This window comes from Paenibacillus sp. JJ-100 (genome assembly GCF_948329825.1).
In the GTDB taxonomy this organism is placed as follows: Bacteria; Bacillota; Bacilli; order Paenibacillales; family Paenibacillaceae; genus Paenibacillus.
The window spans coordinates 1280031-1305903 of record NZ_CAOJCM010000001.1 but is presented as its reverse complement, the minus strand read 5'-3'; the positions used below and the strand labels follow the sequence as shown (position 1 = coordinate 1305903).

The window sequence follows — 25873 nt, the reverse complement described above, 5'->3', positions numbered from 1 at the left end:
GGCGAATTCATCTCAAGGCTAACAGATAATATGTTACTACCCAACAATTCTATTTAATTGATATTTCAATCTTATGAATCTTATGGAGGTATTCAACATGCTTAAATCTAAAATGCTGATCGATAAAGACTTTCAAATTGCGGAGGTAGATCCGCGTGTATACGGTTCGTTTGTAGAACATCTGGGACGTGCCGTCTATGGCGGCGTATATGATCCAGGCCATCCAACCGCTGATGCACAAGGTTTTCGTCAAGATGTTATCGAAGCGGTTAAAGAATTGAACGTGCCGATTGTTCGATATCCCGGTGGTAATTTCGTATCCGGTTACAACTGGGAAGACGGTGTTGGACCCGTAGCTGAACGTAAACGTAGACTTGAGTTGGCATGGTGGACAATTGAAACGAATGCAGTAGGAACAAACGAATTTGCAGACTGGGCCAAACAGGTGGGCACTGAAGTAATGATGGCTGTTAACCTCGGAACGCGCGGCATTGATGCAGCCAGAAACCTGGTTGAATACTGCAACCATCCATCCGGTACATACTGGAGTGATCTTCGTATCTCTCACGGATACAAAGACCCACACAAATTCAAGACATGGTGCCTCGGCAATGAAATGGACGGTCCTTGGCAGATTGGTGCTATGACTGCATATGAATACGGACGTATTGCTAACGAGACGGCTAAAGCTATGAAATGGGTTGATCCTGAGATCGAACTCGTTGCTTGTGGTAGCTCCAGTCGTGATATGAGTACCTTTGCAGATTGGGAAGCAACCGTGCTGGATCTGACCTATGAAAATGTGGACTACTTGTCTCTGCATCAGTATTACAACAACAACAAAGACAATACGTATGACTTCCTGGCGACTTCGCTGGATCTGGATCAATTTATCGATAGTGTTGCTTCGATCTGTGATTTTGTACAAGCCAAGAAACGCAGCAAAAAGAAACTGATGTTATCTCTGGATGAATGGAATGTGTGGAAATCCATTGGTACAAGCCGTATGGAAGAACGCTGGCAGATTGCACCTCCTGAATTCGAGGATGTATACACACATGAAGATGCACTCGCAGTAGGTTGTTACCTGATTACAATTCTCAAACATGCCGACCGTGTTAAAATGGCTTGTCTTGCGCAGCTAATTAATACGATTGCACCTATTATGACCGAAAATAACGGAGCGATCTGGTTCCAGACGACGTATTACCCGTTCCTGCATGCATCCAATTTCGGACGAGGAACTGTGCTTCGGTCAATCACATCTTCACCGAAATATGATTCCAAAGACTTCACAGACGTACCTTATCTCGAATCGATTAGTGTACATGATGAAGAGAACGGCACAATCACCATCTTTGCGGTGAATAGACATCTGGATGAGGCAATGGAACTGAATGTTGACCTGCGCTCCTTCGGAGAAACGACATTTGTAGAGCATATCGTACTGGAAAATGACGATCTGAAAGCAAGCAACACCAAAGAAAACCCACGTAACGTATTGCCTCACAACGGCGGACATACGACAGTGGATCAAGGCAAAGTGCAAGCTGTGCTGAACAAAGCATCGTGGAACGTGATTCGTTTGAAAATCAAACAAGCGTAATCTAAACTTCTTAGAACTAACCTGCTGGCCTACTGGCTAGCTTACTAAATTACTCAATGACTCTAACGATCTTAGGAGACGCTAGGTATAAACTTTAGCATTTTTCATACGAAACTTTCTTCTAAAGTGAACTAGCTCTCCTCAGGATCGTTGTATATCAAAAAGAGGCCGCTCCGCAACCTCTTCCCATACATATTCAATTGATGAATACATCGGATCAACTCTGATTCTTTCTTCAGCTTCATGTTGCAACCAGTTATGAGGAGTTTCTCTTCATCTCTTCCAGTTTTAAATCAAACCAGCTTTTGATGTATATCTCTTTAAATACGGGATTCTCTTCTAATTTGATCTGAGATTCCAGCCTCTCTATCAACATTCGTCTCACACATCTTGATACTTTCTCCCTCAATATGTTCACCCAACTCTTCGAATATATTCTAATACTTAATCCGTGAGTGTACTCTTATTATGCCGAGATACAGACATCAAGTGATATATCATTACTCTTAATTGATTGCTCGATCCTCTCACACCCCCTTTTGCTCCTAAGCGTGAAGCCATATAATATAGCAAAACCAACCCGTAAGGAGAATTCGTATGACCGAAGAACTTTCTCAACAAAAGCAGGAACTGAGTGAGTTGATAAAGCGCCATTCCCTTCTTAACGGTGCGATAGAAACGGCGATTCCATCATTGTTTTGCTACCATAGCAAAATTGGCACAGATTGCGGTGGAAGGTAGCCACACGTATCGGATCAGAGAAGCGATTGAGTACATCGTTCACCATTGGGAACAACCCTTTCGAGTTGAAGATCTGGCCGAGACCGCGAATATGAGCGTATCTTCATTCCATCGTCACTTCAAAGAGATCACAGCCATGAGCCCTTTGCGATTCCAGAAACAGTTAAGATTACAGGAGGCCCGGCGACTCCTGATGGCCGAATCTGCTGATGCGGCAGATGTAGCTTTCCGAGTTGGATACGAGAGTGCTTCCCAGTTTAGCCGGGAATATACACGCATGTTCGGTGCACCTCCAAAAGCTGATGTAAGGCAGTTGAAAGAGAAATATGACTACGCCATGAGTGAGTAATCAAGTATGAAGATTACACCAATGCTTCTACTTCAGGTTCTGTTGATCGGACCGATCGATCATCCAATTCGGGATACAGTTTCAACCTTGGCAGTCAAACGAATCAGACTAATTCGCCTGCCAGCCACAGAGTTAACTTTCATAAGGTTTGTGTACGATGTCAATCGTATATTTTCCTTGTCGCTTCATAACCGCATTTTTAAAAGTAATATCAAAAGCCGCGCGTATGCGCGGCAAGGTTGGACTTAATCAAGATCCTTGATTAAGAGTGACTGTATTGTACCTGATGAAGACGGCTATATACTCCTCCAGAGACAACCAGTTCAATGTCATCACTGCTATGAATACATCTTCAGACCCATAGTGAGGAACTTCACCGATATCATTCAGGTCATTCGTAAGATGACCGTTTAGATGTCCCGTCTTACGATTATCGAAGAACCGGAAGGATAGCTTCTGCAAGTGAGCGAACATCTTCTCACGCATGTTGGTCTCAATGTTAATGCCCAGCATATGTCCCCAATATGTAACCACATAGTTCAACACAGTATTAAGGGCATAGATGGATAACAGCACCACACAGGCAAGCAGAATGAGCGGCCAATCCTGACCTGGCAACAATTCATTAATGAATTTGCTTACGGCTAGGGGGAATGCTAACTCCAGTAGTCCTGCAAGTACGGCGCATCCAAAATCAATTAAAAACAGTTTTTTTATAAGGACGGTAATACGAAAAAAAAACGACGAATCATACTTATTCAATCTCACTCTCCATATCCTTATTGGGGCTTACACCTTCATTTTGTAACTCGAACAGGTGAATATACTCGTCAATAACCTGATCAATAGCTTTCAACTACCCACTGATCACAGGGCGAATATGCTCGTACTCTTCCTGTCTAAGTTGTCTCGCAAGCGTCGTTCTTCGATTCTGCATCTGTTCCAAAAATACAAGAATTCGGTCGCGGCGGAATGTTTGCGCACCACGGCCCCGTTTTCCCTCATGTTCTTCATTCCCTCTTCCACGTCTGGAACGTTCACCGCGTTGCTCATTGTCCCTCATATCTCGTCTTGGACGCTCACCTTGACGTGTACTTCTATCCGTTTCATCCATATGACGCTCTCTCATACTCAACACCTCCATTACGCGTATACGATTGTATACACACTTCCAAATGATGTAAATCTTAATTTTCCAATGAACATATGTTAATTCCTTCATACCAAAAAAAGTCGCATTTTGGCGACTTTTTGGTCGATAAATGACACGGCACGGACTCGTTAGCTTTCGTACTGCTTGGACATCAACAGTTAAAGTTCTTCCGGATCTATAATTTTCACCTCTGGATACAAGGTGTTCGGCCCTTCAATCAGATTTCCACCTTTTCCTTTCAGTTGCTTGTTAAAGAAATCGAGTACATATTGGTTTACGATGCTTGTTCCTCTTTTACCATTGATGTCTCCTGTTATCCCCGTCAGTTTAATCAACTCCGAATAAAATTGAAGGTCCGTGAAATTAAAGTGCTCCGTTCCTTTTACATAAATCGCACTTCCCCTATTCTGTATAACATTTTTAATAATGTGCAGCTCATCTGAAAGAAATTTATTTATTTCGTCATCCGAATTTCTATCATTTTCAAAATGGGCTAACCAATCTTCAAAACTTCCCGATCTGATGAACATAAACGGCTTGTTTATATCATCTCTATTTTCCACTTCATATAGTGACCCATCCATATTAATTCCGGCCTTGATTCTATGATCCAGATACGTTGCATTAAACGCCGTTGCACCCCCAAAAGAATGGCCCATCGCACCGATGTTATCTACATCGATTTTTCCTTTAAACTGACTATCGATTGCACCTGAATTAAGATTTTCAATTTGATCAATTACAAACTCCACGTCTTTTGTCCATATATTCCCAATTTCTCTGCGGTCATCTATGGTTGTCATCTTTGTTGTATAGCCAGTTACACGGCCATCTGGAAAAAGGGTAGCAAACGTGCTGTACGTATGATCTATTGTCACTACGATAAACCCATGACTGGCCAGATTCTCGGCTTGTGATGCTTGTAGAACTCTACTGGTTCCCATACCATGAGATAGGAGCACCACTGGATAAGGAGTAGTTGAAGATAATATTTCTACATTTTCATAAGAGTTGCTATGACTATACTTCCAGTAGTCGAGCACAAATTCGGGCAGTTTTAAAGAAGAAGAGAAGCTCTGAATATACGTTTTGAACATTTCTTTATTATTTGGAAACAGCGTGTCACGCTTCTTGTTATTAATATTTTCAGTTGGGTACCATACTTGAACCATTAATTCCCTCTTATCACTTTGATCTTCAGTCAAGATTTCATCTCTGTTCTGATCTGTAAAATGGAAGGTTTGAGTACCCACTTTCTCTGGACCCTCCGGCTTCGGCAAATCAAAGACAGGTAAGTATACCGACAAGAGGGTAGAAGCAAGAAGCAGAATGACGATCAGGGAAGATAAACTATACTTCAACACCTTTCCTATTTTTAGATTCACCATTTTTTCGGAATGCCTGAGTAAAACGATGATTATGAATAGAGCCGTCATGATATATACCAAGAGCAACTGCCATCTGTATCCCTCAACCAATAAATGAGCTACGAGTATGACGCTGCTTCCTATACCTACACCCAAGCCTGTTTTCTTTGCACTTCTTTTAATTAATAGTAGGTCTACGAGTAAAGCGAAGCAGGATAGAGCTAAAAGTATCTCAAATAATCTCATTTTGAATGCCTCTCTCTCTTTCATCACGGACATGATAAGATTTAGATATATTATGGAAAAGCTGCCCCGCAGGACGGTTTCTCATATTCGCTCACGTAAACCTGTTAAGTTAAAGAGTGTACGTCTACACCATATTTACTTCGCTTCGTTCATAAAAGCTCTAACGTTTTCAGCAATTGTTTTGAATTGAGTATGATGTAAATAATGTGAACCATCCATTGTGATTACTTTCCCATGTACCGAATCTTTGATCTGTCCTTCATGCAGCGGTATCCATCCCTCTACACCTTCATTATTCGCTTGTACAAAGAGTAGAAGTGAAAGGTCTTTAGGGAAGGTTAAACCTTGAGCAACTTTAAAATTGGAATAAATATGTTCCATCTCGTTTAATGTCGTTGGATTATACATGTTTTTATTCGAGATCATTCTCATTTGCTCGACCGTCTGATCATCAAATGCCAGTCCCTCATAGGGGTCTGCACTCATTTTCATCATTAATCTTAAGAGACCTGTATTTCTAAGAAGAGCAAACGTTTTTAATGGGAACTTCGCATCTGTAATACTTGGTTGGGTGGAAACACTACTGTCAATACCGACAAAAGCAGTCACCTCATCCGGATATTTGTTCACATAATGAATGCCATAAATACCTGCAATAGAGTGACCCATGAGCATGTACTGATGAATATCCAGTTGCTGCAAAGCTTCATGAACTTCATTTACTATATTCTCTGTGGTTCTTTCTTTTTCAGTTTCATCACTTAATCCATAACCGAATGGCTCAACAGCAACCACTTTGTAATATGGAGATAATTCGTCAATAAGTAACTTGAAATCAAGCACTGGTGTTGCTGTTCCATAACCGGGCAGAAGCACAATCGTTTCCTTGCCTTCACCTTGAATGAGCACATTCATATTTTTCCCATCCACGGATACATGCTGACCGTAGGGCTCTATCTTTTTCGCCTCAGAATTACTACTAATCACATGTGTGATATAAACAACACCCAGAAATAGAACAATGGCAATTAAGATTGCTCCTAGTATTTTAAGTATAATATTTCGTACCTTCTTGATCCTGGTTCTATTCTTGGCTTTCTTTCCTTCTGGTTGTTTCACGCTGATCTTCTCCTGTCCTGAACTGTTAGTTGGGTATTCTTATTGGCTGCTAATGAAATCTTATCCAATGAAAATGTACTCTACGTGACGTCAATATGAACTGAATATGAACAAGCTAATTCATATTTACCGTTGCGTCATAAAACTCATGAATTTTTCAGCGATTTCTTTGGCATGGGAACGGTATAAATAATGATTTGCTTCCAGCAGCACCATTTCACCACGCGCAGAGTGCTCCATTAACTTCTCGTGTTCGGGAACCCAATTGTCCACTGCAGGATGATTCTTTTGAACAAAAAAAAGAACCGGGAGATCAACTGGGAACGTTAACTGTTCAGCTGCTTTAAAATTGGAATACATGCTTACAATCTCGTTTAACTGAGTTGAATTAAACATGTGCTTTTGTATCAAAATGTTCAATTGTTCTTTGGTTTGTTCATCATACGGAAGCCCAGCATATGGATCATCACTCATTTTCAATTGCAAACGTGGGAAACCCAAGTTACGGTACCATTTAATCGGTACGATTTCTGATGCTTCAACCTTCTGTTCACTAATCGCTGGAACACTGGTGTCCAGCCCAACATATGCACTTACTTCATCTGCATATTTGTTCACATAATTCAGACTATAGATGCCCGAGATGGAATGACCCATCAAGATATAACGATCAATATGTAGACTCTGTAGCGCCTCGTGGATTTCACTGACGATATTTGCCGTACTGCGTTCCCTTTCGGTCTGATCACTTAATCCATAACCAAAAGGTTCAACCACGACGACTTTATAATATGGGGCTAGCTCCGAGATAAGCGGCTTAAAATCAAGTGCAGGTGACGCTGTTCCAAAACCCGGCAGAAGCACAATCGTTTCCTCGCCTTCGCCTTGAATGAACACATTCATATTTTTCCCGTCTACAGATACATGCTGACCGTAGGGCACTATCCTTTTCGCCTCTAAATTATTACTAATCACATTTGTGATATAAACAATACCTAGAAATAGAACAATAGCAATTAAGATTGCTCCTAGTATTTTAAGTATAATATTTCGTACCTTCTTGACCCTGGTTCTATTCTTGGCTTTTTTTCCTTCTGGTTGTGTCACGCTGATCTTCTCCTGTCCTGAACTGTTAGTTGGGTATTCTTATTGGCTGCTAATGAAATCTTACCCAATGAAAATGTACTCTCCGTGACGTCAATATGAACTGAATATGAACAAGCAAAAAAAGCCATGTATAGCATACAAGGAAACTTGCATGTTATACATGGCATGAAAACACTGTTTAGACACTTGAATGAATATTCTATACCTCAGATTATCCGGAAAGACTAACTATCCATTGGTGGATGAATTGGCAACGTGATGATGAAGGTCGTACCTTGACCAGGTTCACTTTCCACTCGGATGTCACCCTGATGAAGCGATACGATCTGTTTAACGATAGCAAGTCCCATACCACTCCCGTCATATTTACGACTGTGGGAACGATCTGCTTTGAAAAAACGCTCGAATATACGCTTCTGGTCTTCAAGGGCAATACCAATGCCCGTGTCGGATATTCGGACGATCACACTTCTGATATCCTGTTCCATACTGACGGTAATTATATCGCCATCCTTAGAAAACTTAATACTATTACCGAGGATGTTCGTCCATACCTGATTTAACTGGTCGTGATCAGCCATTATCTTAACATTATCTAAATCAAGCTCAAAATGAATGTTTCGAGCAGACCATTGCGGCTGAAGCGCCACGATGACCCGCCTGATCTGCTCATCAAGCCTTAATGTGGTGAGCCTCAGTTGCTGAGATTGCGATTCAAGCAAACTCAGCTTGAGCAGGCTATCGCTCATTTTGGACATTCGTCTCGCTTCAGCGATAATGATATCGAGATAACGGCTTCGTTCGTCATCTGTGAGATTAACTTGTTTGAGCGCCGAAGCGTAGCCGGATATCGAGGTGAGCGGTGACTGAACTTCATGCGACACATTCGTAACGAATTCCCTGCGCATCTGTTCCAATTGCTGCAGATCGTGCATCATTTCTTCAAAACTGCGAGCCAATGTACCAATCTCTGTCGTTTGTTTAATGTTCAGCTTGACATTGAAATCTCCAGCTGCAATCCGTTTGGTCGCTTTGGTCAATTTCTTGATCGGTCTTACTAGATACACAGAGGCAACCAAAATGATCAAGCTTCCTGCAATTAACGAGCAAGTTGCAAAGATCACCCCCCACTTGACCACAAAAGTGGCTGAAGGCGGTGAGAGTGTCTCCAAGAACATCGCTTTCGTTCCCATTTCCGTTTTCAGTGGTAACCCTAGAAGCACCGTAGCAATCCCATTCGTCGTGTCCTGAACGACGCCCCCATCCAATACTTTCTTAAGTTGCTCGCTTGTCACAGGAGCAGACTTATGTCCGTTAAGATTCCCGTAAGTTTCGAACTGACCCGTGGGTTCGTATATTCGAATGTGATAAGAATTGAGCTGCTTCATTCCACTCACAAACAAGTCTGCTTCACGCAATGGGAGGATCTTATAGATCTGCACAACGTCTTGGCCAAAGTTCCGTAAGTTAATTTGAGCATTCTCGTTCAATTTGTCCTTAAATATCCAGGTTGACGCGAAAAATGAAATGATTGTACCTGCGATGACAGACACCAGAAAAGTTAGGACCACTCGGATATATATTGATCTAATCATTCGTAAACCTCAAGCCGGTATCCTAGCCCACGTACCGTTTCAATCCGAAAATCAGGTGTCGTCCCGAATCGTTCGCGCAGGCGCTTAATATGTACGTCTATCGTTCGATCATCTCCGGCGTAATCAATACCCCATATCTGATCGATCAACTGCTCACGTGTATAGACTTGGCCTGGTGTTCCAGCAAGCTTATACAGTAACTCGAACTCCTTCAGTGGTAATGTAAGGGACTCCGTACCTCTCATCACCTTATACGTCTGACGATCCAGAATGATGTTGCCAAACTGGATTGTGTGTATGGAGCCAATTTTATATCGTTTCAGCAATGCTCGAACACGCGCAGTCAGTTCCAATGGATCAAACGGTTTGGTCAAATAGTCATCCGTACCCAATTCGAATCCTTTCACCTTCTCCCAAGTCTCTCCTCTCGCGGTCAACATGAGTAACGGTAGGTCAGGATTGGCTCTTCGGAGTTCCTTGCACAATGCCCAACCGTCCATAACAGGCATCATAATATCAAGCACGACCAGATCCACTTGCGTTTCGCCATACACGGTGAGAGCTTCCTTACCGTCCGCAGCTTCCACTGTCGTGAATCCATCGTTTTTTAGAAAGAGACAGACGAGTTCGCGAATGTTCGGATCGTCGTCAGCAACGAGTATAGTAGCCATAGATTTCTCCTTTTCCTGTTTACGATCTAATAAACATCTTGCGTATAGTGACTCCTCGCGATTACTTGCTATGATTTTCTCAATTTCCGCTGGTTACGAACACTATAAATCCAGAAGTAATGACGTATCATCCATATAATTCAAAAAATACAATGTGAACTATACAACATATTGTAAATTTAGTCACGCGTGGATTGAAAGGATGAAAAGGATTGAGTCAGGTTAGATAGCGACCATAATGAGCGCACTAAAAAAGCCGCTATGAATAGCGACTTTAAAGGAAACAAGTTAGCGCTCCGACATCATCTTAAGCACTCCACATTTCTGTAACCCAACTCCCTAAGATATGATCCCTCTTGGACCTTCCGTTTCAGCTTCCGCCTGGCTTGCTTGAGCTTGACTTGCTGGTGTCATCAACCCTTGCACAGCTCCCATAAAAGGCTGGATCTGTTTGATCATACCGTATCCCATCTTGACTACAGGTACGAAACGCTGTATCATCCCGAACAATCGCATGCCGCCTCCGAGCATACCTCCGAATGACCCTGCTCCGCCCAAGCCCCCCAATAATGAGCCCATCATTGGCATAAAGGACGACACGTTAGCTTGACGCGTAGATACACGAGAGGTCGTCCGCGATCTTACAGAAGACTTTGGAATGACTTTCCCTTTTTTTCGGCTACGGGAAGAAGCGGTTCTACTTGATATCAATGAGTTAGATCTCATCCGACGTGGCCGCTTTCCTTTTACGACTGTTTTTTGGGGCGTTGAGATACTTGTTGCTTTTCCGCCTCCGGTAAGCTCTACACCTTCGTTGTTCACACCAGAGATATACCCGATGTACGTTTCGCCATTATAAAGAGTTACACAGACGGGACGATCCTTCAATCGTTTTGCTTTGACGTGTATTTCATTGGTCTTAACCATGGAATTCACCTCACTTGACTTGATCTACTTCAGTCTACGCTCTGGGTGGACGACTTGCCTGTGCGAATAGCTCATTCGTATGCCGAAAGCAGGAAGATACGAAGACTACTATAGACTACTAAAGATTACTGACATTCCCCCTCACATGTCTCACGATACCCAACCTAAATCATAAACTGCATTAACCGTCAGCAAAAAACCAACGATACCTATAATCCAGGCTGCAGCATTCTGTGCATTGTTCACCAGCCAGCTATCCATTTTAGCTAAAGGTTGTTTTAAAATAGGGTAAGCTAGCAATCTCCCTGCTAGCAAAATAAGCGCAGGTAATATCATAACGAAGCAATATCCCAGTAATAGAATCCCCGACATAGGCCAAGCAGGTCCTTCACGAACTAACACTCCAATGGCTGCTAGATAAGGCAACATTGTTCCAAGTTCAAGTCCAACCGCGGCCAGGGCAAGCCCAATAAGTATAGTAATAGAGATTCTGTTGGAAACCGTTTCCCCCGTAACACGAGCCCTCCATTTTAAAATATAGCCTTCCCCACTTCTTGCACGTTCCGCAGCACGAGCACGAGATTTTTTTGTATCCATGAGTTGGCTTATAATCATTAACAATATGCCTATCACCAGTTGTCCTAACAGGAAGGGTTTGGATTCCATTAGGGGTGCATATTGGTTCAGAAATGCATCCGTTCCAAACATGATGATGAGGCCTATAACAAAGTAGCAACCAGACACCGTGAATAAATAGATGAAATACCGATCTACTCGAACACGCTCGGGTGTCATTAGTAACCAGACAGGAATTAAAAGAGTACCCACACTTGTTGAATCAATTAATGCCAGTAGTACAAGAGTAGATAGCAGTGCTGTCAACGTCATTGTGTTCCTCGCTCTCTTTGTCGTTTTAACCACCTGTCAGAAAAATGCTCTGTAAGTCCAATTTATCCTGGTCCCAGCTGGAACTTCTTCTCACAGACAGCCTTTGCACCGCTCCCTCGGGACTTATGAGATGAAACCAACTCCCCATCATACCAAATGGAACAGCTTACCCAACTGGCGCTGTCATTGGCTCTTGCCTTAACATGAGTGGATATTAGAGGAATAAACGTATCTTTTGGAATTACAAATCTCTCTTTGTATGGAACTTCCGTCGTATCCCAATATACACTCTCCGGATTCTTTCGTGCATTGATCTCGATCTCCAGATCAGCTACCGATTCAAGATCACTTTCAACAAGCACCTCCACGGTGATGACATCCGAGTCATTCGCTGTGTTTTGTTTTGACTCTTCACGATGCAGTTCATCATTCACGGTATCTTCTGCTGGCATTCCACAAGCGGATAAGATTAAAAGTAGACCGGAGAGCAATAACAGAAGCCACGTATTTTTACTTTGAATCCTGTTTAGTTTAATCTCCTTCATCAGCATCGTGCTCTCTTTGTTTTAGAAAAAAGCTGATCATCTCATCCACATAGGACATGAATTCGTCATCCATGCCCATCACTACAGGCTCAGACGCATCGTTTGGATGAATAAGTTCCCAATATTTGTTGAGTAGCTTTTCATCGCCATTAAATAGCTCTAATGCCGTTTCATACAATTGCCTGGCAATGACTTGGGCCGCTTCAGAATAAGGAGACGAAGGCATTAAACATCGTACACGTTGGAAAATAGTTAAAAGTTCATCCATTCGCGGATCGTTACTCCCGAGAATAGGTAGATGATTCAATATATCCATTTCCCTTGATGATAACTGTAATTCATCACCGAATTCGGGGCGAATGATTCCTTCCGTGAGCGGTCGATCTTTCATTTTGGGAATAATCTGCAATAATTGTTCCAGATTGTTCATTCCGTTCATTTGCAACGTATGAATCGTTGATCTGAGATAATATTGCATCCGGCTTAACTCTTCTTTTTTCTGTTCAATAAGCTCTATTTGTTCGTTCAAAGACGTGATCCAGTTTTCATGTTCCCCCTGATTTTCTTGGTTCTGAAACAGTTCTTTAATCTGTTCTAATGTATAGCCGATGGACTTCAATAGAAGAATTTTTTGCAAGCGAAAGATAGCATTTTCATCATAGTATCGATACCCATTTTCCGTAATTAGTGTCGGTTCTAACAGTTCAATCTGTTCGTAATAATGAAGTGTTCTTTTGCTGATATTTGTTTTTTTGGCTAATTCACCGATCAGGATCATGCTTACCTCTCCTTCCTGAACACATTATAAACAATAACGTATACGTTATTGTAAAGTCCCTAAAATCTCAATGGTTAACTATTGCTCAATAAAACGAAAAAAAGACGATGCTGACATCGTCCTCGCTGTGATACGAATCATTTCTCCTTGAAAGCTGGTCTATCCATGTACTGACTGTTCCTTGATGTCATATCTTTCATATTCTTTAGTCATTGCGTATCGATTAGTCCTTTACTAGCTTATACGGCTTGCGCAGCAAACTCTTCGGCTTCCTTGTAATGATTCAGCTTTTGTTACTACGGCAGACGGAGTAAAATGACTGAACCAAAATAAATACAAAAAAGGCTAACCAGCAATAACTGGTTAACCTGTTCATACGCAAGCTGCTTAATTCATAAATTCCAATTGTAAACTTACGCTCCAAACTCTCCCACCATCTGTAACTCAATCTTTTTCATCTCATAAAAATAACCCTTCTGTTCCATCAGCTCATCAAATGAGCCGGTTTCTACAATCTGGCCTTGTTCCATGACCACAATCTGATCCATCTGTTCGAGTCCTGTTAGACGGTGGCAGACCAAGAGTAATGTATCTTCAGCCGCCTGTGCCAACAAGTGCTGTAATACGCGTGATTCTGTCACGTAATCCAGTGAAGAGGTTGGTTCATCGAGCAACCATAACGTTCCTGTGCGCAACATCGCTCGAGCCAGAGCCAGCCGCTGCTTCTCCCCATCGGACAGATTTTCTCCTTTTTCATATACCATGTCGTCTAAATTTACATTAAACAGTTGAACCTGATGGAGAACATCTTGTAATTCTTGATCAGAGTGCTGTTCTCCGCTGAGTAACAGGTTGTCCCGAATCGTTCCCCGGAAAAAATGACTCTGCTGTAAAACCACATGGGTGTTCTGCCATATGCTTGTTTCATCCAGTTTATCCACTGAGATGTTGTTGAATTTCAGGTCTCCGGAAGTAGGGTGCCGTAACTTGAGAAGTAACTCCAAGATCGTTGACTTTCCAGACCCGCTCGGCCCGACAATCGCCGTTTTGGAGCCAGGTGCGAGAACCAGAGAGACGTCATCGAGTGCAGTTCTCCATTCTCCTTGATATTGAAAAGTAACATGGGACATCTCGATGGATACCGCTCCTTCATCCACACCCAGTGACAACAGACCTTGAGCAGTAGCTTGAGCTGGATCATCGTGTTCTTTGTTTGTCGGTTCAGGCACCGTCTCTGCCAATCGTTTCGCAGCATGCTCACTGTCCAGCTTATATGAAGGCAATACTGCCATAGCGGCCGATTCTTCGAACACCGTTTGGGATGCCAGAATTAACATGGCGAGAAATACGCCAGCAAAGACGCCATCTGCAATGAGAAACGCACTTAGCACCAGCACCCCCCATGTGACTAGATAGGTAACAAAAATATGCATGGATTGCCCACGCAACAATTGGCCAGCAGCTTTTTGTTGCGTGGTTGCGAGTGCAGCCGACTCCTCTTGAAGCTGCTGCTCACGTTGAGCTAATTGTCCATATACTTTCAAATCACGAAAACCATATAATACCTCGGTTACCTCAGTAGATAACTTCGCTCGTTGCTGACGCACATGTCCATTGATTTTACGTTGACCGATCAGTACCAAGCTTGGGACTACAAATGCGGTAACCAACATACCAACGATAAGTAAGCACGCAATCCAGAAGGAAAAAAACGCCGTAAACAGGACGGTGCTCAGAAATACCATGACAACCATAACGGGTGGATAAGCAACACGTAGAAAATAATGCTGCAAACTCTCTACATCACCAACGATCCGTGCAAGAAGATCACCGCTCCGGTTTTTATTTAGAATCCCAGGGGTAACCGGAATCAGCTTGGCAAAAAACGAAGTTCGTAGACGGCTGAGGATGGAGAACGTTGCCCGGTGCGAAGCCAGCCGCTCTCCGTAGCGGCTCGCTGCACGCACAAATCCAAGCAGTTTGACCATCGATGTTAGTACAATCAAGGTGTACAGGGGTGGTGCAAATACCGTTTGTGAGATCATATATCCACTAGCGGAGAAAAGGGCTACACCCGCTGATCCAGCGATAAATCCGCATAGAATGGAAAGCAAAATGTCTTTTCGTTCCTGCATCATAGCTTTGGATAGAACGGCTAACTCTTTCATGCAATCCCTCCTGTTCTTTGAATTTGTACCATCTCGGCATACGCAGGCACTCGTTCCAGCAGCTCCTGATGTGTTCCCGAATCTGCCAGTACACCATCTGACATGAACCAAATCTGGTCGGCCTGTTGAATCGTATATAATCGATGAGCCACCGTGATCATCGTTGCGTCTTGTGACAATGATGCGATAGAGCGTTGCAAGATTTGTTCGGTGCGGAGGTCGAGTCCAACCGTTGGTTCATCAAACAAAATAATGGACGGCTGTTTTAGAAAAGCGCGAGCCAGAGCCAATCTTTGTTTTTCTCCTCCGGAAAGTCCCCGCCCCCCTTCCCCAACAGGGGTATCCAAACCTTCATCGAGCTGAGCAATCAGTGAAGCAAGTCCTGCGCGTTCAGCCGCCTTTTCGATATCAGCAATGGATACATCATTGCCTGCACCAATCGCTATATTTTCAGCCAATGTGCCTGCAAAAATATAGGGATGCTGTGTAATATAACTTACCTGTTTAAACCAATCCGCCTCCGGCATTTGCATAAGCGGCCTTCCGTTCATGTGTACTTCTCCCGATGTAGGCTGTAACAGCCCGGAGATGAGATTGAGCAACGTCGTTTTACCTGAACCGCTTTTGCCAACTATTGCGATTTTCTCTCCGGGTTGAATAGACACATGTCCCGATTCAAGTTCAAATGAACCGGGTGCATAATGAAACTGGATATTTTTCAGTTCAATGAATGGTGGTACAGTCGAAAACGATGGATGCAACGCCTCATCATTCTCTTGTAGTGATGAAATGCCTGCCGGTTGAAGGCCCTGATCTGAGCCTTTTTCCTTCGTTCGTTCCGTTTCCTCGAGCATCTGTTCAACCTTGCGAATAGCTCCCATGCTGGTTCGACCGCTGTGAAATGCAGTCCCTGTATTTTTTAACAGGCTATAGAACTCGGGCACCAGCAGCAACAGCAGAAAGGCTGTATGGAATGTCATTGATTTATACACCAGAAGCTGAATGGCAAGTTCAAGGGCAACAATCCCGATACTTAACATAACAATTGCCTCGAGCATAAATGTGTTCGTAAACGCAATCTTCAGAATGCTCATCGTGCTATCCCGATAGCCGAGGCTGCTGCGTTCGATCTCCTGTTGCTGACGGCTAGCCCGTCCGAATATTTTCAACGTGACCAGGCCTTGAAGCGAATCCAGGAAAGTACCGGAAAACGCAGCGAGTTGTTCATATTTTTCTTCGGATTTGTTCTTTGTTTGCAAGCCGACGAGAATCATGAATAACGGTATAAATGGCGCTGTACACAGCAGAATCCATCCTGTGTTGGCATGTAGTGTGAATGCAACGACCAGAATCAGAATAGGAATAATCGATGCTTCCATCATGCGCGGCATGTACTGACTGAAATAGCTGTCGGCCTCATCCACGGCGTCCAGTGCAACACTGACCTTTCCGCCAGTTTGTCCTTGCAATGAAGAGAACATAGATGCTTGGGTAAGATTTTGCAACACTTTACCTCGCATCGCTGTTTTAGCTCGTGCAGCCATATGCAAGCCGACTTTTCCATTGCCGTAAGTTAACCATGTACGTAGAGCCATAACCGCCAGCAAAATGCCGAGAATGAGCATGATAGATGAAAAGGATGCCTTTTCTACAAATATTCGCTGCACGGCTTCAGCCATAAAGACAGCCTGGCCTATAATCGCAGCACCAAGGGCCAGTGAAAAGGCCATAAGGATCAGCCTGCTTTTCCGAAGTAAAGACATCTGCTGCTTGATCAGCACCGATTTTCTCCCACCGGACTGTTTTCGTTGCTGTTTGGATTGCTCTCTCCTCTGCCTTTTCACAACGTAACCCTCCTTTTTATTTCTTACCTTTGACGTAATCCGCATCAAACAGGAACAGTTTGAATACCAGAATCAGTGATGGAATTAGTAGGCATAGCCCCCCGATAAATACAACAACGAGTGCGATTCCCATCGCTGGCGGTGTGGCACTGTTTTGAATCGTAATGTACGGATCCAGAATGTATGGATACTGACCGATACCGTATGCGAAAAAAGCACTGAAAAACTGTAGCATGACAAAAATAAATGCAAGACCGTAACGGCGCCCGTTAAACAGCAGCCACATCGCAGCCATAAAAAACGCTACGGATAGAGCGAGCATCCACCACAGATCCATCATATTTTGAAAGTGGCGTTCGTTGTGCTGTCCCAGATATATAAATGCTGTCAATGCTAATATAATTGTTGGTGTGCTCCAAAACAGGGAGTAATTCCGCATTAGCTTCAAAGCACCCTCGTCTTCAGCTCTGGAAGCGTAGAAGGTTAGAAACGATCCACTGATAAAAAGCACTGAGACAACAGCCAGTCCGACGATACTCCAGGATAACGGATTGGTTAATAAGGCCCAGTAATCAAGCGAAACCGCCTCTCCCTGTTTCAGAATAAACCCGCCCTCCGATAAGGTCAGCGCCACAGATAGAGATGCTGGAATCAGCAAACCTGTAGCTCCGTATAAAAACAGGTATACGATATTGTTCTTGGAACCATAGTTCTCAAAGGCATAGAACGAACCTCGAATGGCAAGCAGAATGAGGGCTATGCTTCCTGGTACAATAAGTGCAGCGCCATAATAGGATGCCGTATCCGGGAAAAATCCGATAATACCAATATAGAAAAAGACGAAAAATACATTCGTAATCTCCCACACGGGTGATAGATATCGAGAGATTAAACGATTAATCAGGTGATCCTGTTTCGTCAGACGTGCATAAAAGGCAAAGAATCCGGCTCCAAAATCAATTGAAGCAATGATCAGATATCCATATAAGAAGAGCCAGAGCACGGAGATGCCTATCAATTCATAACTCATTTAATTTGCTCTCCTTTCTCTGTGCCTAATGCCGCTTGCTCCTGCGTTTTTAACCACTGTTCCATCTCTGTCTCCGCAGGGTTGTTATTGAATAATCGTTTTAAGACGAGCGCACAGATCACACCAAGTACGATATACAAGAACAAGAAAACAAAGAATAAAATACGAACACTTGGTGACGTAGTTGCGGCCTCTTCAACTCGCATGTATCCTCGTATAATCCACGGCTGTCGCCCAATTTCAGCATAGAACCAACCCATCTCGACAGCCAGGAAAGCAAGTGGTGCGCTAAGTGCTACAAGGCGAAGCATCCATTTGTTGAATTGATTACGTTTCTTCCATAACACAAACAGAAAGTAAAGACTGGAGATGGCGAGCAAGGCGAATCCGATCCCAGCCATCAGGTCGAATAGATAATGCACGAGTAAGGGCGGTCGTTCATCTAGTGGAAATTCGTTCAGCCCAGTGACTTCGGCATTAAAGTCTCCAAACGCCAGGAAGCTAAGTAACTTAGGAAGATGCAACGCCCCTATTATTTCATGCTCCGCGTTCAACCATCCGAGCAAAATCAAGTCAGCGCCGCTTTCTGTCTCAAAGTGCCATTCTGCGGCAGCTAGTTTCTCCGGCTGATGTTCAGCCAAAAATTTGGCAGATACATCACCAGCGAGTGTATTTAATAAGCTGAATACCAAAACAACTGCCATCATTAGATTCAGGCCTTTTTTGTGATAAGCGGACATCCCTCTTCTCAACAGTGCCAGAGCCGCAATCCCGGCTAGCAAAGCCGCTCCTGTTAAATAAGCCGAGCTCAATACATGGAACACCTTGGAGAATGTAGCTGTATTCAACATGGCTTGTACAGGATTCACCGCCGTGAATTGCCCTGCCTGCATCACAAACCCTTCAGGCTGGTTCATGAATCCGTTCACGGTAGTGATGAAAACTGCGGACATACCTGCACCGGCGACAACGGGAATCGTTAACAACCAGTGAATATACGGGTTTTTGAACCGATCCCAAGTGTAAAGATAGATTCCCAGGAAGATAGCTTCAAAAAAGAACGCGAATACTTCCATAAAAAGCGGCAATGCGATGACATTACCAGCCAGCTTCATAAAGTTTGGCCACACTAGAGCAAGCTGCAGTGATATCGCTGTACCCGTCACCACACCCACCGCTACCGAAATGACAAATCCTCTTGACCATCTCTTCGCCATGAGTATGTAATGGTGGTCCTTCTTCCGGATCCCCATAAACTCAGCGATCGAGATCATCAACGGTATACCTACACCGAGCGTTGCGAAAATAACGTGAAAAGCAAGTGTTAGACCCGTTATGAGTCTGCTCCATAACACCGTATCAACGGCCATTGTAAAACTGCCCCCTCTCAAACTCCATTCATTGATTGGATAACCTCTACACTATGAGAAAAAAATCACAAAATAGAGTGTACGGATAGATCGCCAATTATTTAGTAGCACCTCTATATCACCTATCACTATATTCAAGATGATTTCATAAGCAAGTAACAATTCGCTATATCTTGAATCGATACGCTCTAGTTCAAAGGCGAGGTCCTATATTTAAAATTATTATATCCTCAATTTAAAGCAATTCAACGGATGACACGGCTTCGCCTCAAAACGTTCAAGAAAGAATCAAGTCTTTCTGACAACTTAGTGAAAAATAGAACAATCCCCCATAGGGGCTATTGCTTTGTGTAATTTATCCATGATAAGTGAGCTTGAATCAATACTGTTATAATGGTCCGAGCCTAGATGTTAATGAAAAAAACGATAAATGGACAGTCTAACGGCTGTCTATTTATCGTTTTTTGAGAATCGAGTAATTATTGATTAAAGGATTGCTTTACGGAACCTTTACCATCTCCTACTTCTATCACAGCATATGCCCCGTTTATAAACGTTATTTGTGGTGGAACATGACCACAATCAATATCGTAGATGATTGGAATCTGCAATTCCTCATACAGCTCGTTGTAAATATCCTCTGCTGTATAATTGTCAATAGGTTGATTTGCATCACTTCTTCCAAACAGAATACCCGAACAATTATCAAACCAACCTGCTAATTTCATCTGAACCAACGATCTGCGTAAATCAGTTGTCGATAGTTCGCAATTCTCTAAATACCATAAGATGGGTTCATTATTTACATAATTCTTTTGAAAATGTGTTACATCACCAAACGGTGTGCCAATTAAATGTCTTATCACATCGACACATCCACCGAGTAAGCGACCGTGTATTTTAACATTAGTATCTTGAATAGTCTTCCAATATGTTTGCTCTGTTAAATGAAAGACACATGGCGAAGGATCAGAGTGTTTCCATTCCTTTTGATATTTCTTCGATGAATATTGGATGATCGATTCGCCAGTTTTAGTTGATAAGACAGTTTGCCACATTGCAGTTGTGTTATCAGAATAATCTCCACGTAAATCAATAAGATTTGTACCATGAGCAGTTGCTATGCCTGTTTTTAAGGTTATTGCTAACAATAATACACTTGTATCTGAATAACCTAAAATCCATTTACTCTTAAAATTATCGTAATCAAGGTATTCAAGGATTTCGATTAAAAGTTCACCACCCCAAGGTGGGATGATTATACCGATCTGATCATCTTTCATCATTTTATTCAATTCAATAGCACGTACTTTGGCTGGAGAAGACTTAGCTTTATTTTGAGTCCAAATCGTTTCTCCACAAACAACTTTGAATTCTTGCATCTCCATACGATTGAAAGAAAGTCTGAGCAAATCGTGAAATTCGACTTTTACTCCTGACGAGGGTGCTGTTACACCAATTGTTGTTCCTTCGTTTAAAGACGGATATCTAATCACTTAATCAGCCTCCCTGAATTTCATTTTCACTGTAAAAATTTTGTGAGATGCAATATCTTTCAACAATATCATATTAGAATGAAATATATAGCCCAAAAATGCGAAGGAAACCGACGAAAAGCTTTATTACATAAGGAAAAAGAGACATCCAAACTATGGGCAGTTTGAATGTCTCTTTTATAGTCAATCAAGTGCTTTGCACCTCAAAGGGGAACCCGTTACTCTTTCTGGCGTCTGCATACGGTCTACTTCTATTCCACATTTTCAGATTATAAAATGAAGATAAAAACTTGAACGTAAGAGCTCTCGTCACGTCGTACATTGTTGTTCATATTACCTGGCTGATTTACATGTATTCATGTGACTTTATTCGAATACAGGCCTCGAGGAATTTGTAATAACACATGGATAAATGTGCTAATTACATATTTGATTACTCCTCGTTGAGTCATACACGCTGAATTGCCATCTCATCTAAGATATGCCTTACATGATAAGTGTCTTCTTGTAGTTGCGATTGTACATACTTTTTCACATTGGCTTTTTCTATGTCGTACAGCACCTCTATTTCTTTGGAGAACAAAAGGTTTCCTTCTTTCATTTTGTCCGTCAGCGTAGTGATTTTCTTCGGTTTCGGCGTTTCACCCAATATCTGTTGCAACGCTTGAACATACGTTTCCAGAGGGCGGGCCCCTGTTACTTTAATTCCCTGCTCCTCCTTGTTGACGATAATAATAGAAGGAAAACCTCGAACGCCAAGCCGAGCAGTCATCTCAAAATCCTCTTCCAATAAATCTTGTGCAGATTGTTGTGCAGCTGCGTCCACTATTTCTTTTCCATTCAGACCCAGTTGATCTACAATCGCAACAAGCACCTCATCTTCTGCAATATTTTGATTGAATACGAAGACAGCTTCACGTGCTCGTCTCAAAAACGCTTGTTCTTTCCCAGGATACTCACGTTGAATCACCTTAAATACGCGAGACGGTGGATAGGAAGACTGGATCGGATGATCAACCCACAAAGAACCATCAATCGGCATCCGTGAATACACACCGACTTCTCTCCAATGTTCAGCTACATCTGATGGCTTCTGAATACCATTTGCTCCATCGGAGAATCCCTGCCAGCTTGCTAATAGACCTCCCATTTTAATCTCTACATTAAAATAATGACCATACTCTTCGATGAAGCGATTAAGTACAGGCTCCAGTGCCCAGCAGTGTGAACAAATGGGGTCTGTTACATAGTACAATGTACTTTTTTTCTCTTCCTTCTTCAGATCAATTATTTGCATTTCTTCATCATCACTTATACCGCACACGCCTGTTTCCAGATCACATACCATGGAGTCATTACTCATCGTTATCCCGCCTTTTTAATTTCGTCTGATTGATTGAATATGTGTTAGTATAAGTATAAGAGTTACAATATTTAGAACAAGTACGATTCTTTTTCTGACTAAGTATCAAAAAGTATACTATTGGGAGGATCCGCATGAAATACGACCTTAATTTCGATCAACTTTGTCCAGCGACGTATGCTTTTCAGGTGATTGGTGGTAAGTGGAACTTGCCCATTCTGGCGATTTTGAGTGAAGCTGACATGATTCGTTATAATGAGTTGAAAAGAAGGCTTCCTGGAATTACACCAACGATGTTGTCGAACTGTCTGAAAGACTTGATTCAATATGGTATTGTTCATCGGGAGCAGTATAATGAAATTCCGCCAAGAGTCGAATACTCGCTGACAGCATCAGGCAAAGAGCTGGTTCCTTTAATTGAATCCATGGTGTTATGGGGTCAGAAAAATATGCAACGGGGATTGAGCTAATCTCTTGATAAGTCGTCTAAATGTGATGGTTTAAACCATCGATTCTACATGGATTTCATCCGCGCCCGAAAGCACAAAAAGGCTATCTCGTAGACGATCCACCTTGTATGGTGCCCGTTATTGAAATAGCCTTACATCTATTTAAAGAGGGATATTTATATCCGTTAATGAATTCACTAACTTATTTCTAAATAATCCAGATAAGCGTCCCAAGTACCGTCGTCTGCTGTGACAATCAGCTCAATCACCTGATTGCCCGTACCGTGACTAATATTGTTCAGTGTGTACACAGCAGGGCTGCTGCCTCCATAATAAAACGTTCCTTTCGTTTGCCCTCCGATCCTTAGCTCCACTCTAGCCATATTGGCGTTGCTCGAAGCAGCTCGCAGGGCAAATGAGTGTGTTCCGCTAGTAAAGTTAGTTGTCGTCCGAACAGCGTCATTGTTAGCATAGAGAGCAACGCCGTTGAACGGAGAGCTGATGTTGGAGGCATACTGACCGCTTTTAGTCATATTCTCCGCCTCGACTTTAACGGATGCTGCCGGCGGATTCGTTGTTCCGCCATCCGGTGCTACAGCTCGTCCTGTCGATGGGGAGATCATTCCTGCACAGAGGCCACGGTTCTTCAAATTTTGTGCAATCTGAGGAATGGCCTGTAATGTGGTCTGGTACTGATCATGCATCAAAATAACGTCACCGCTTGCCATACGATTAACGGCTGCTACAATCTGTGAAGCACTCGCACCGTTCCAATCCTGTGAGTCTACGTTCCACAATACTTCTCTCAACCCATTCTGACTTATAACTGATTTCAACGTTGCGTTGGTGGCACCATATGGCGGCCTAAAAAGTTTAGGTGAGGAACCTGTGATCGAACGAATGGTATCCTGGGTACGTGAAATCTCTGATGCCATCTGTGAACTATTCAGTTTGGTCATATCCGGATGGGTATAGGAATGATTACCAATCCACATGCCTGCTGATACCTGGGCACGAACTAAAGACTGATTATTTTGAGAGTTTTGTCCGATATTGAACATAGTCGCACGCAAGCCTGCCTGTTTTAATGCATTTAGAATATTATTTGTATTGTTGGTAGGACCATCATCAAAGGTCAGGGCTACATAACCATTAGGGCAACTGGCATCAGCTGCACTAACCGGGGATATAGGGGGAATGGCAATTAATGTACCTAAAAGAGCAAAAGACATTGCGGCTTTCATGAGCTTGGATTTAAACATGAATACACCTCCACTAGAATAGTTTACATAATATTTATTTTGTTAAAATGTTCAATTACACTTTCTCCAATCCCTCCCCTCTCGATCAATCACAACTCTTAAGATAAAGCGCTTACAAAATGTAAAGAAACAAGTCAATTTTCTCTTTTCATGTAGTGTTTGTCTCAAGTTGAATCTAGTATAAACGACGAATACATAGAAGTAAATGCTATATATTGAAATATATTCAATTTAATTGTAGAAGAAGTTTGATACAGGCAGGAACACATCGCGCACATGTAGAATATTGTCATTACGTACTAGTTTCATAGATTGATGGTTATTCCCCACTCCGAATCATAGAATTTAACAGAGGTGTAAAATGAGAAAAATCGGTTGTGCATTGTTGTTCAGTTTGTTTCTTTTGCTCGTTCTGCCCCATATGGGACATGCCGCTGCTCCACAAACTAAAATTATTCTGGATGGTCAAGAGCTTGTCATGCCTTCAGACGTCGAGGTTGTTAACATCAACAAAAATGTGATGATCCCGATCCGCGTCGTTGCCGAGAACCTTAAATTTAAGGTGTCATGGAATCAGAAAACTCAGAATGTAAGTATTGAACAGAATTCGAAGGTACTTTCGTTAAATGTTGGCAAAACGGAAGCCAGTGTTCAGAATGAAAAAGTAAAACTCAACACTGCGCCTCAATTGATTAAAAACACAGTTGTCGTTCCCCTTCGTTTTGTAAGCGAAGAAATGGGACTGTCGGTAAGCTGGAATAACAAAGAGAAGATTGTAGGCCTGACAAGCTCAGTTACTCCTCCAGTTGAACCTTCCTCCGATGTTCCAGGTCTGGAAACACGATGGAGCAAAGTCGATGATATCAGCTTTACTAATGAACAGCTTGTTGTATCCATGGATACAGAAGTTACACCTCAGATTACAAGATTGACCAATCCGAATCGTATTGTGGTCGATCTGCCGAGTACAACCTTCGGGGATAATATCGGGTCAGCTCTTCAACAGGGAACGATGGGTAAAGTAGATGTTAGCGGTATTGATCATGTGAAAGAGGTGCGGTACGCTCTATTCAAAAAAGATCCGGCCCAAGTCCGGGTCGTGATCGAACTCGACAATCTGAGCGACGATGTACAGGTCAATACACAATATGTCAGCGGCAAGCTGATTGTGGACTTGGCTCTCACGGGAATCGTAGGAGTACCGACTCAGCCTTCGAACAGTGGAAAAAGCATCGTTGTTATTGATCCCGGCCATGGAGGTAAAGATCCCGGTACCATCGGCATATCGAATACACAGGAAAAAAACTTCACTCTGCCGCTTGGGCTTAAGGTTCAAGCCCTCTTGCTTCAGGAGCCGGATATTGAAGTCGTGATGACGCGTGAAACGGATGTTTACCCTACTCGTCCAGAGCGCGTGCAACTCGCCAATACGTTAAACGCAGATGTATTTGTATCGATTCATGGGAATAGCGTCAAAGCTTCCCCTCAATCATCCGGGACGGAAACGTTTTATTACAAACGAAGTAATAGTAAAGAACTGGCAGATATCATACACAGACATCTGATCGAAGCGTTAGGCTTCAAAGATCGTGGTGTTAAGAACGGTAATCTGGAAGTCATTCGAGATACTACAATGCCTGCGGTGCTTCTTGAGATCGGATTTCTGAGTAACCTTGCTGAAGAACAGGCTATGCTCTCCGAGAGTGTTCAGGACAAAGCAGCTCAGGCCATCGTCAACGGAATCAAAGAATTTCTGAATCAACCGCAATGAACAATATCAGCAGACCACAAATTGAATG

Annotated in this window: 21 protein-coding genes and 2 pseudogenes; 5 read left to right on the top strand and 18 right to left on the bottom strand. The window is 42.7% G+C overall.

All coding sequences use genetic code 11. The features are described 5' to 3' along the window. The first annotated feature begins 97 nt into the window (after positions 1-97). From arfA to PQG66_RS06050, 3 genes and pseudogenes are all read left to right on the top strand, one after another. A complete protein-coding gene (gene arfA, locus PQG66_RS06060) occupies positions 98-1606 on the top strand; it encodes an arabinosylfuranosidase ArfA (protein ID WP_272036144.1) in 1509 nt (502 codons plus the stop codon). Positions 1607-2321: 715 nt separating this feature from the next. Next, a pseudogene (locus PQG66_RS06055) lies at positions 2322-2696 on the top strand (helix-turn-helix domain-containing protein); the annotation flags it as partial. Positions 2697-2702: 6 nt separating this feature from the next. Then, the gene (locus PQG66_RS06050) at positions 2703-2945 is read left to right on the top strand and encodes a hypothetical protein (protein ID WP_272036142.1); all 243 of its coding nucleotides are present in this window, start codon (positions 2703-2705) and stop codon (positions 2943-2945) included. Positions 2946-3020: 75 nt separating this feature from the next. Here PQG66_RS06050 and PQG66_RS06045 read toward each other — a convergent pair. From PQG66_RS06045 to PQG66_RS05965, 17 genes and pseudogenes are all read right to left on the bottom strand, one after another. Further along, positions 3021-3435, bottom strand: a pseudogene (locus PQG66_RS06045) (ABC transporter transmembrane domain-containing protein); the annotation flags it as partial. A gap of 117 nt (positions 3436-3552) precedes the next feature. Then, the gene (locus tag PQG66_RS06040) at positions 3553-3825 is read right to left on the bottom strand and encodes a hypothetical protein (RefSeq protein ID WP_272036141.1); all 273 of its coding nucleotides are present in this window, start codon (positions 3823-3825) and stop codon (positions 3553-3555) included. A gap of 182 nt (positions 3826-4007) precedes the next feature. Then, positions 4008-5462: an alpha/beta hydrolase family protein gene (locus tag PQG66_RS06035; protein ID WP_272036140.1), complete on the bottom strand. Its 1455-nt coding sequence runs from the start codon at positions 5460-5462 to the stop codon at positions 4008-4010. A gap of 135 nt (positions 5463-5597) precedes the next feature. Next, positions 5598-6581, bottom strand: a complete 984-nt coding sequence (locus PQG66_RS06030; protein ID WP_442955016.1) for an alpha/beta hydrolase — start codon at positions 6579-6581, stop codon at positions 5598-5600. 126 nt (positions 6582-6707) lie between these two features. Continuing rightward, positions 6708-7688, bottom strand: a complete 981-nt coding sequence (locus PQG66_RS06025; RefSeq protein WP_272036139.1) for an alpha/beta hydrolase — start codon at positions 7686-7688, stop codon at positions 6708-6710. 224 nt (positions 7689-7912) lie between these two features. After that, a complete protein-coding gene (locus tag PQG66_RS06020; RefSeq protein WP_272036138.1) occupies positions 7913-9283 on the bottom strand; it encodes a sensor histidine kinase in 1371 nt (456 codons plus the stop codon). Further along, positions 9280-9954, bottom strand: a complete 675-nt coding sequence (locus tag PQG66_RS06015) for a response regulator transcription factor (RefSeq protein ID WP_272036137.1) — start codon at positions 9952-9954, stop codon at positions 9280-9282. The genes PQG66_RS06020 and PQG66_RS06015 overlap by 4 nt, the downstream gene beginning before the upstream one ends. A 339-nt stretch (positions 9955-10293) precedes the next feature. Continuing rightward, a complete protein-coding gene (locus PQG66_RS06010; RefSeq protein WP_272036136.1) occupies positions 10294-10881 on the bottom strand; it encodes a hypothetical protein in 588 nt (195 codons plus the stop codon). 150 nt (positions 10882-11031) lie between these two features. Further along, positions 11032-11769 (bottom strand): GAP family protein, encoded by a 738-nt coding sequence (locus PQG66_RS06005; protein WP_272036135.1) that lies wholly within the window; start codon positions 11767-11769, stop codon positions 11032-11034. 62 nt (positions 11770-11831) lie between these two features. Beyond that, a complete protein-coding gene (locus PQG66_RS06000) occupies positions 11832-12314 on the bottom strand; it encodes a hypothetical protein (protein WP_272036134.1) in 483 nt (160 codons plus the stop codon). Next, positions 12301-13092, bottom strand: a complete 792-nt coding sequence (locus PQG66_RS05995) for a MerR family transcriptional regulator (RefSeq protein WP_272036133.1) — start codon at positions 13090-13092, stop codon at positions 12301-12303. The genes PQG66_RS06000 and PQG66_RS05995 overlap by 14 nt, the downstream gene beginning before the upstream one ends. 413 nt (positions 13093-13505) lie before the next feature. Beyond that, on the bottom strand, positions 13506-15260 hold the full coding sequence (cydC, locus tag PQG66_RS05990; protein ID WP_272036132.1) for a thiol reductant ABC exporter subunit CydC: 1755 nt from the start codon (positions 15258-15260) through the stop codon (positions 13506-13508). Next, positions 15257-17023: a thiol reductant ABC exporter subunit CydD gene (gene cydD / locus PQG66_RS05985; RefSeq protein ID WP_272036515.1), complete on the bottom strand. Its 1767-nt coding sequence runs from the start codon at positions 17021-17023 to the stop codon at positions 15257-15259. Before cydD ends, cydC begins: the two co-directional genes overlap by 4 nt. A 97-nt stretch (positions 17024-17120) precedes the next feature. Further along, the gene (locus tag PQG66_RS05980) at positions 17121-18134 is read right to left on the bottom strand and encodes a cytochrome d ubiquinol oxidase subunit II (protein WP_272036125.1); all 1014 of its coding nucleotides are present in this window, start codon (positions 18132-18134) and stop codon (positions 17121-17123) included. Then, entirely contained in the window at positions 18131-19504 is a 1374-nt protein-coding gene (locus PQG66_RS05975; protein ID WP_272036123.1) for a cytochrome ubiquinol oxidase subunit I, read from the bottom strand. The genes PQG66_RS05980 and PQG66_RS05975 overlap by 4 nt, the downstream gene beginning before the upstream one ends. A gap of 479 nt (positions 19505-19983) precedes the next feature. Continuing rightward, complete coding sequence (locus PQG66_RS05970; RefSeq protein WP_272036121.1) at positions 19984-21000, bottom strand: S66 family peptidase; 1017 nt, start codon at positions 20998-21000, stop codon at positions 19984-19986. Between the two features lie 448 nt (positions 21001-21448). After that, entirely contained in the window at positions 21449-22363 is a 915-nt protein-coding gene (locus tag PQG66_RS05965; protein WP_272036119.1) for a DsbA family oxidoreductase, read from the bottom strand. Positions 22364-22497: 134 nt separating this feature from the next. Between PQG66_RS05965 and PQG66_RS05960 the strand changes: the two genes are divergently transcribed. Then, the gene (locus PQG66_RS05960) at positions 22498-22833 is read left to right on the top strand and encodes a winged helix-turn-helix transcriptional regulator (protein ID WP_272036117.1); all 336 of its coding nucleotides are present in this window, start codon (positions 22498-22500) and stop codon (positions 22831-22833) included. A 176-nt stretch (positions 22834-23009) separates the two neighbouring features. Here PQG66_RS05960 and PQG66_RS05955 read toward each other — a convergent pair whose 3' ends face one another. Next, on the bottom strand, positions 23010-24074 hold the full coding sequence (locus PQG66_RS05955; RefSeq protein WP_272036115.1) for a polysaccharide deacetylase family protein: 1065 nt from the start codon (positions 24072-24074) through the stop codon (positions 23010-23012). A gap of 361 nt (positions 24075-24435) precedes the next feature. Between PQG66_RS05955 and PQG66_RS05950 the strand changes: the two genes are divergently transcribed. Next, positions 24436-25845: an N-acetylmuramoyl-L-alanine amidase family protein gene (locus tag PQG66_RS05950; RefSeq protein WP_272036113.1), complete on the top strand. Its 1410-nt coding sequence runs from the start codon at positions 24436-24438 to the stop codon at positions 25843-25845. The last annotated feature ends 28 nt before the right edge of the window (positions 25846-25873 follow it).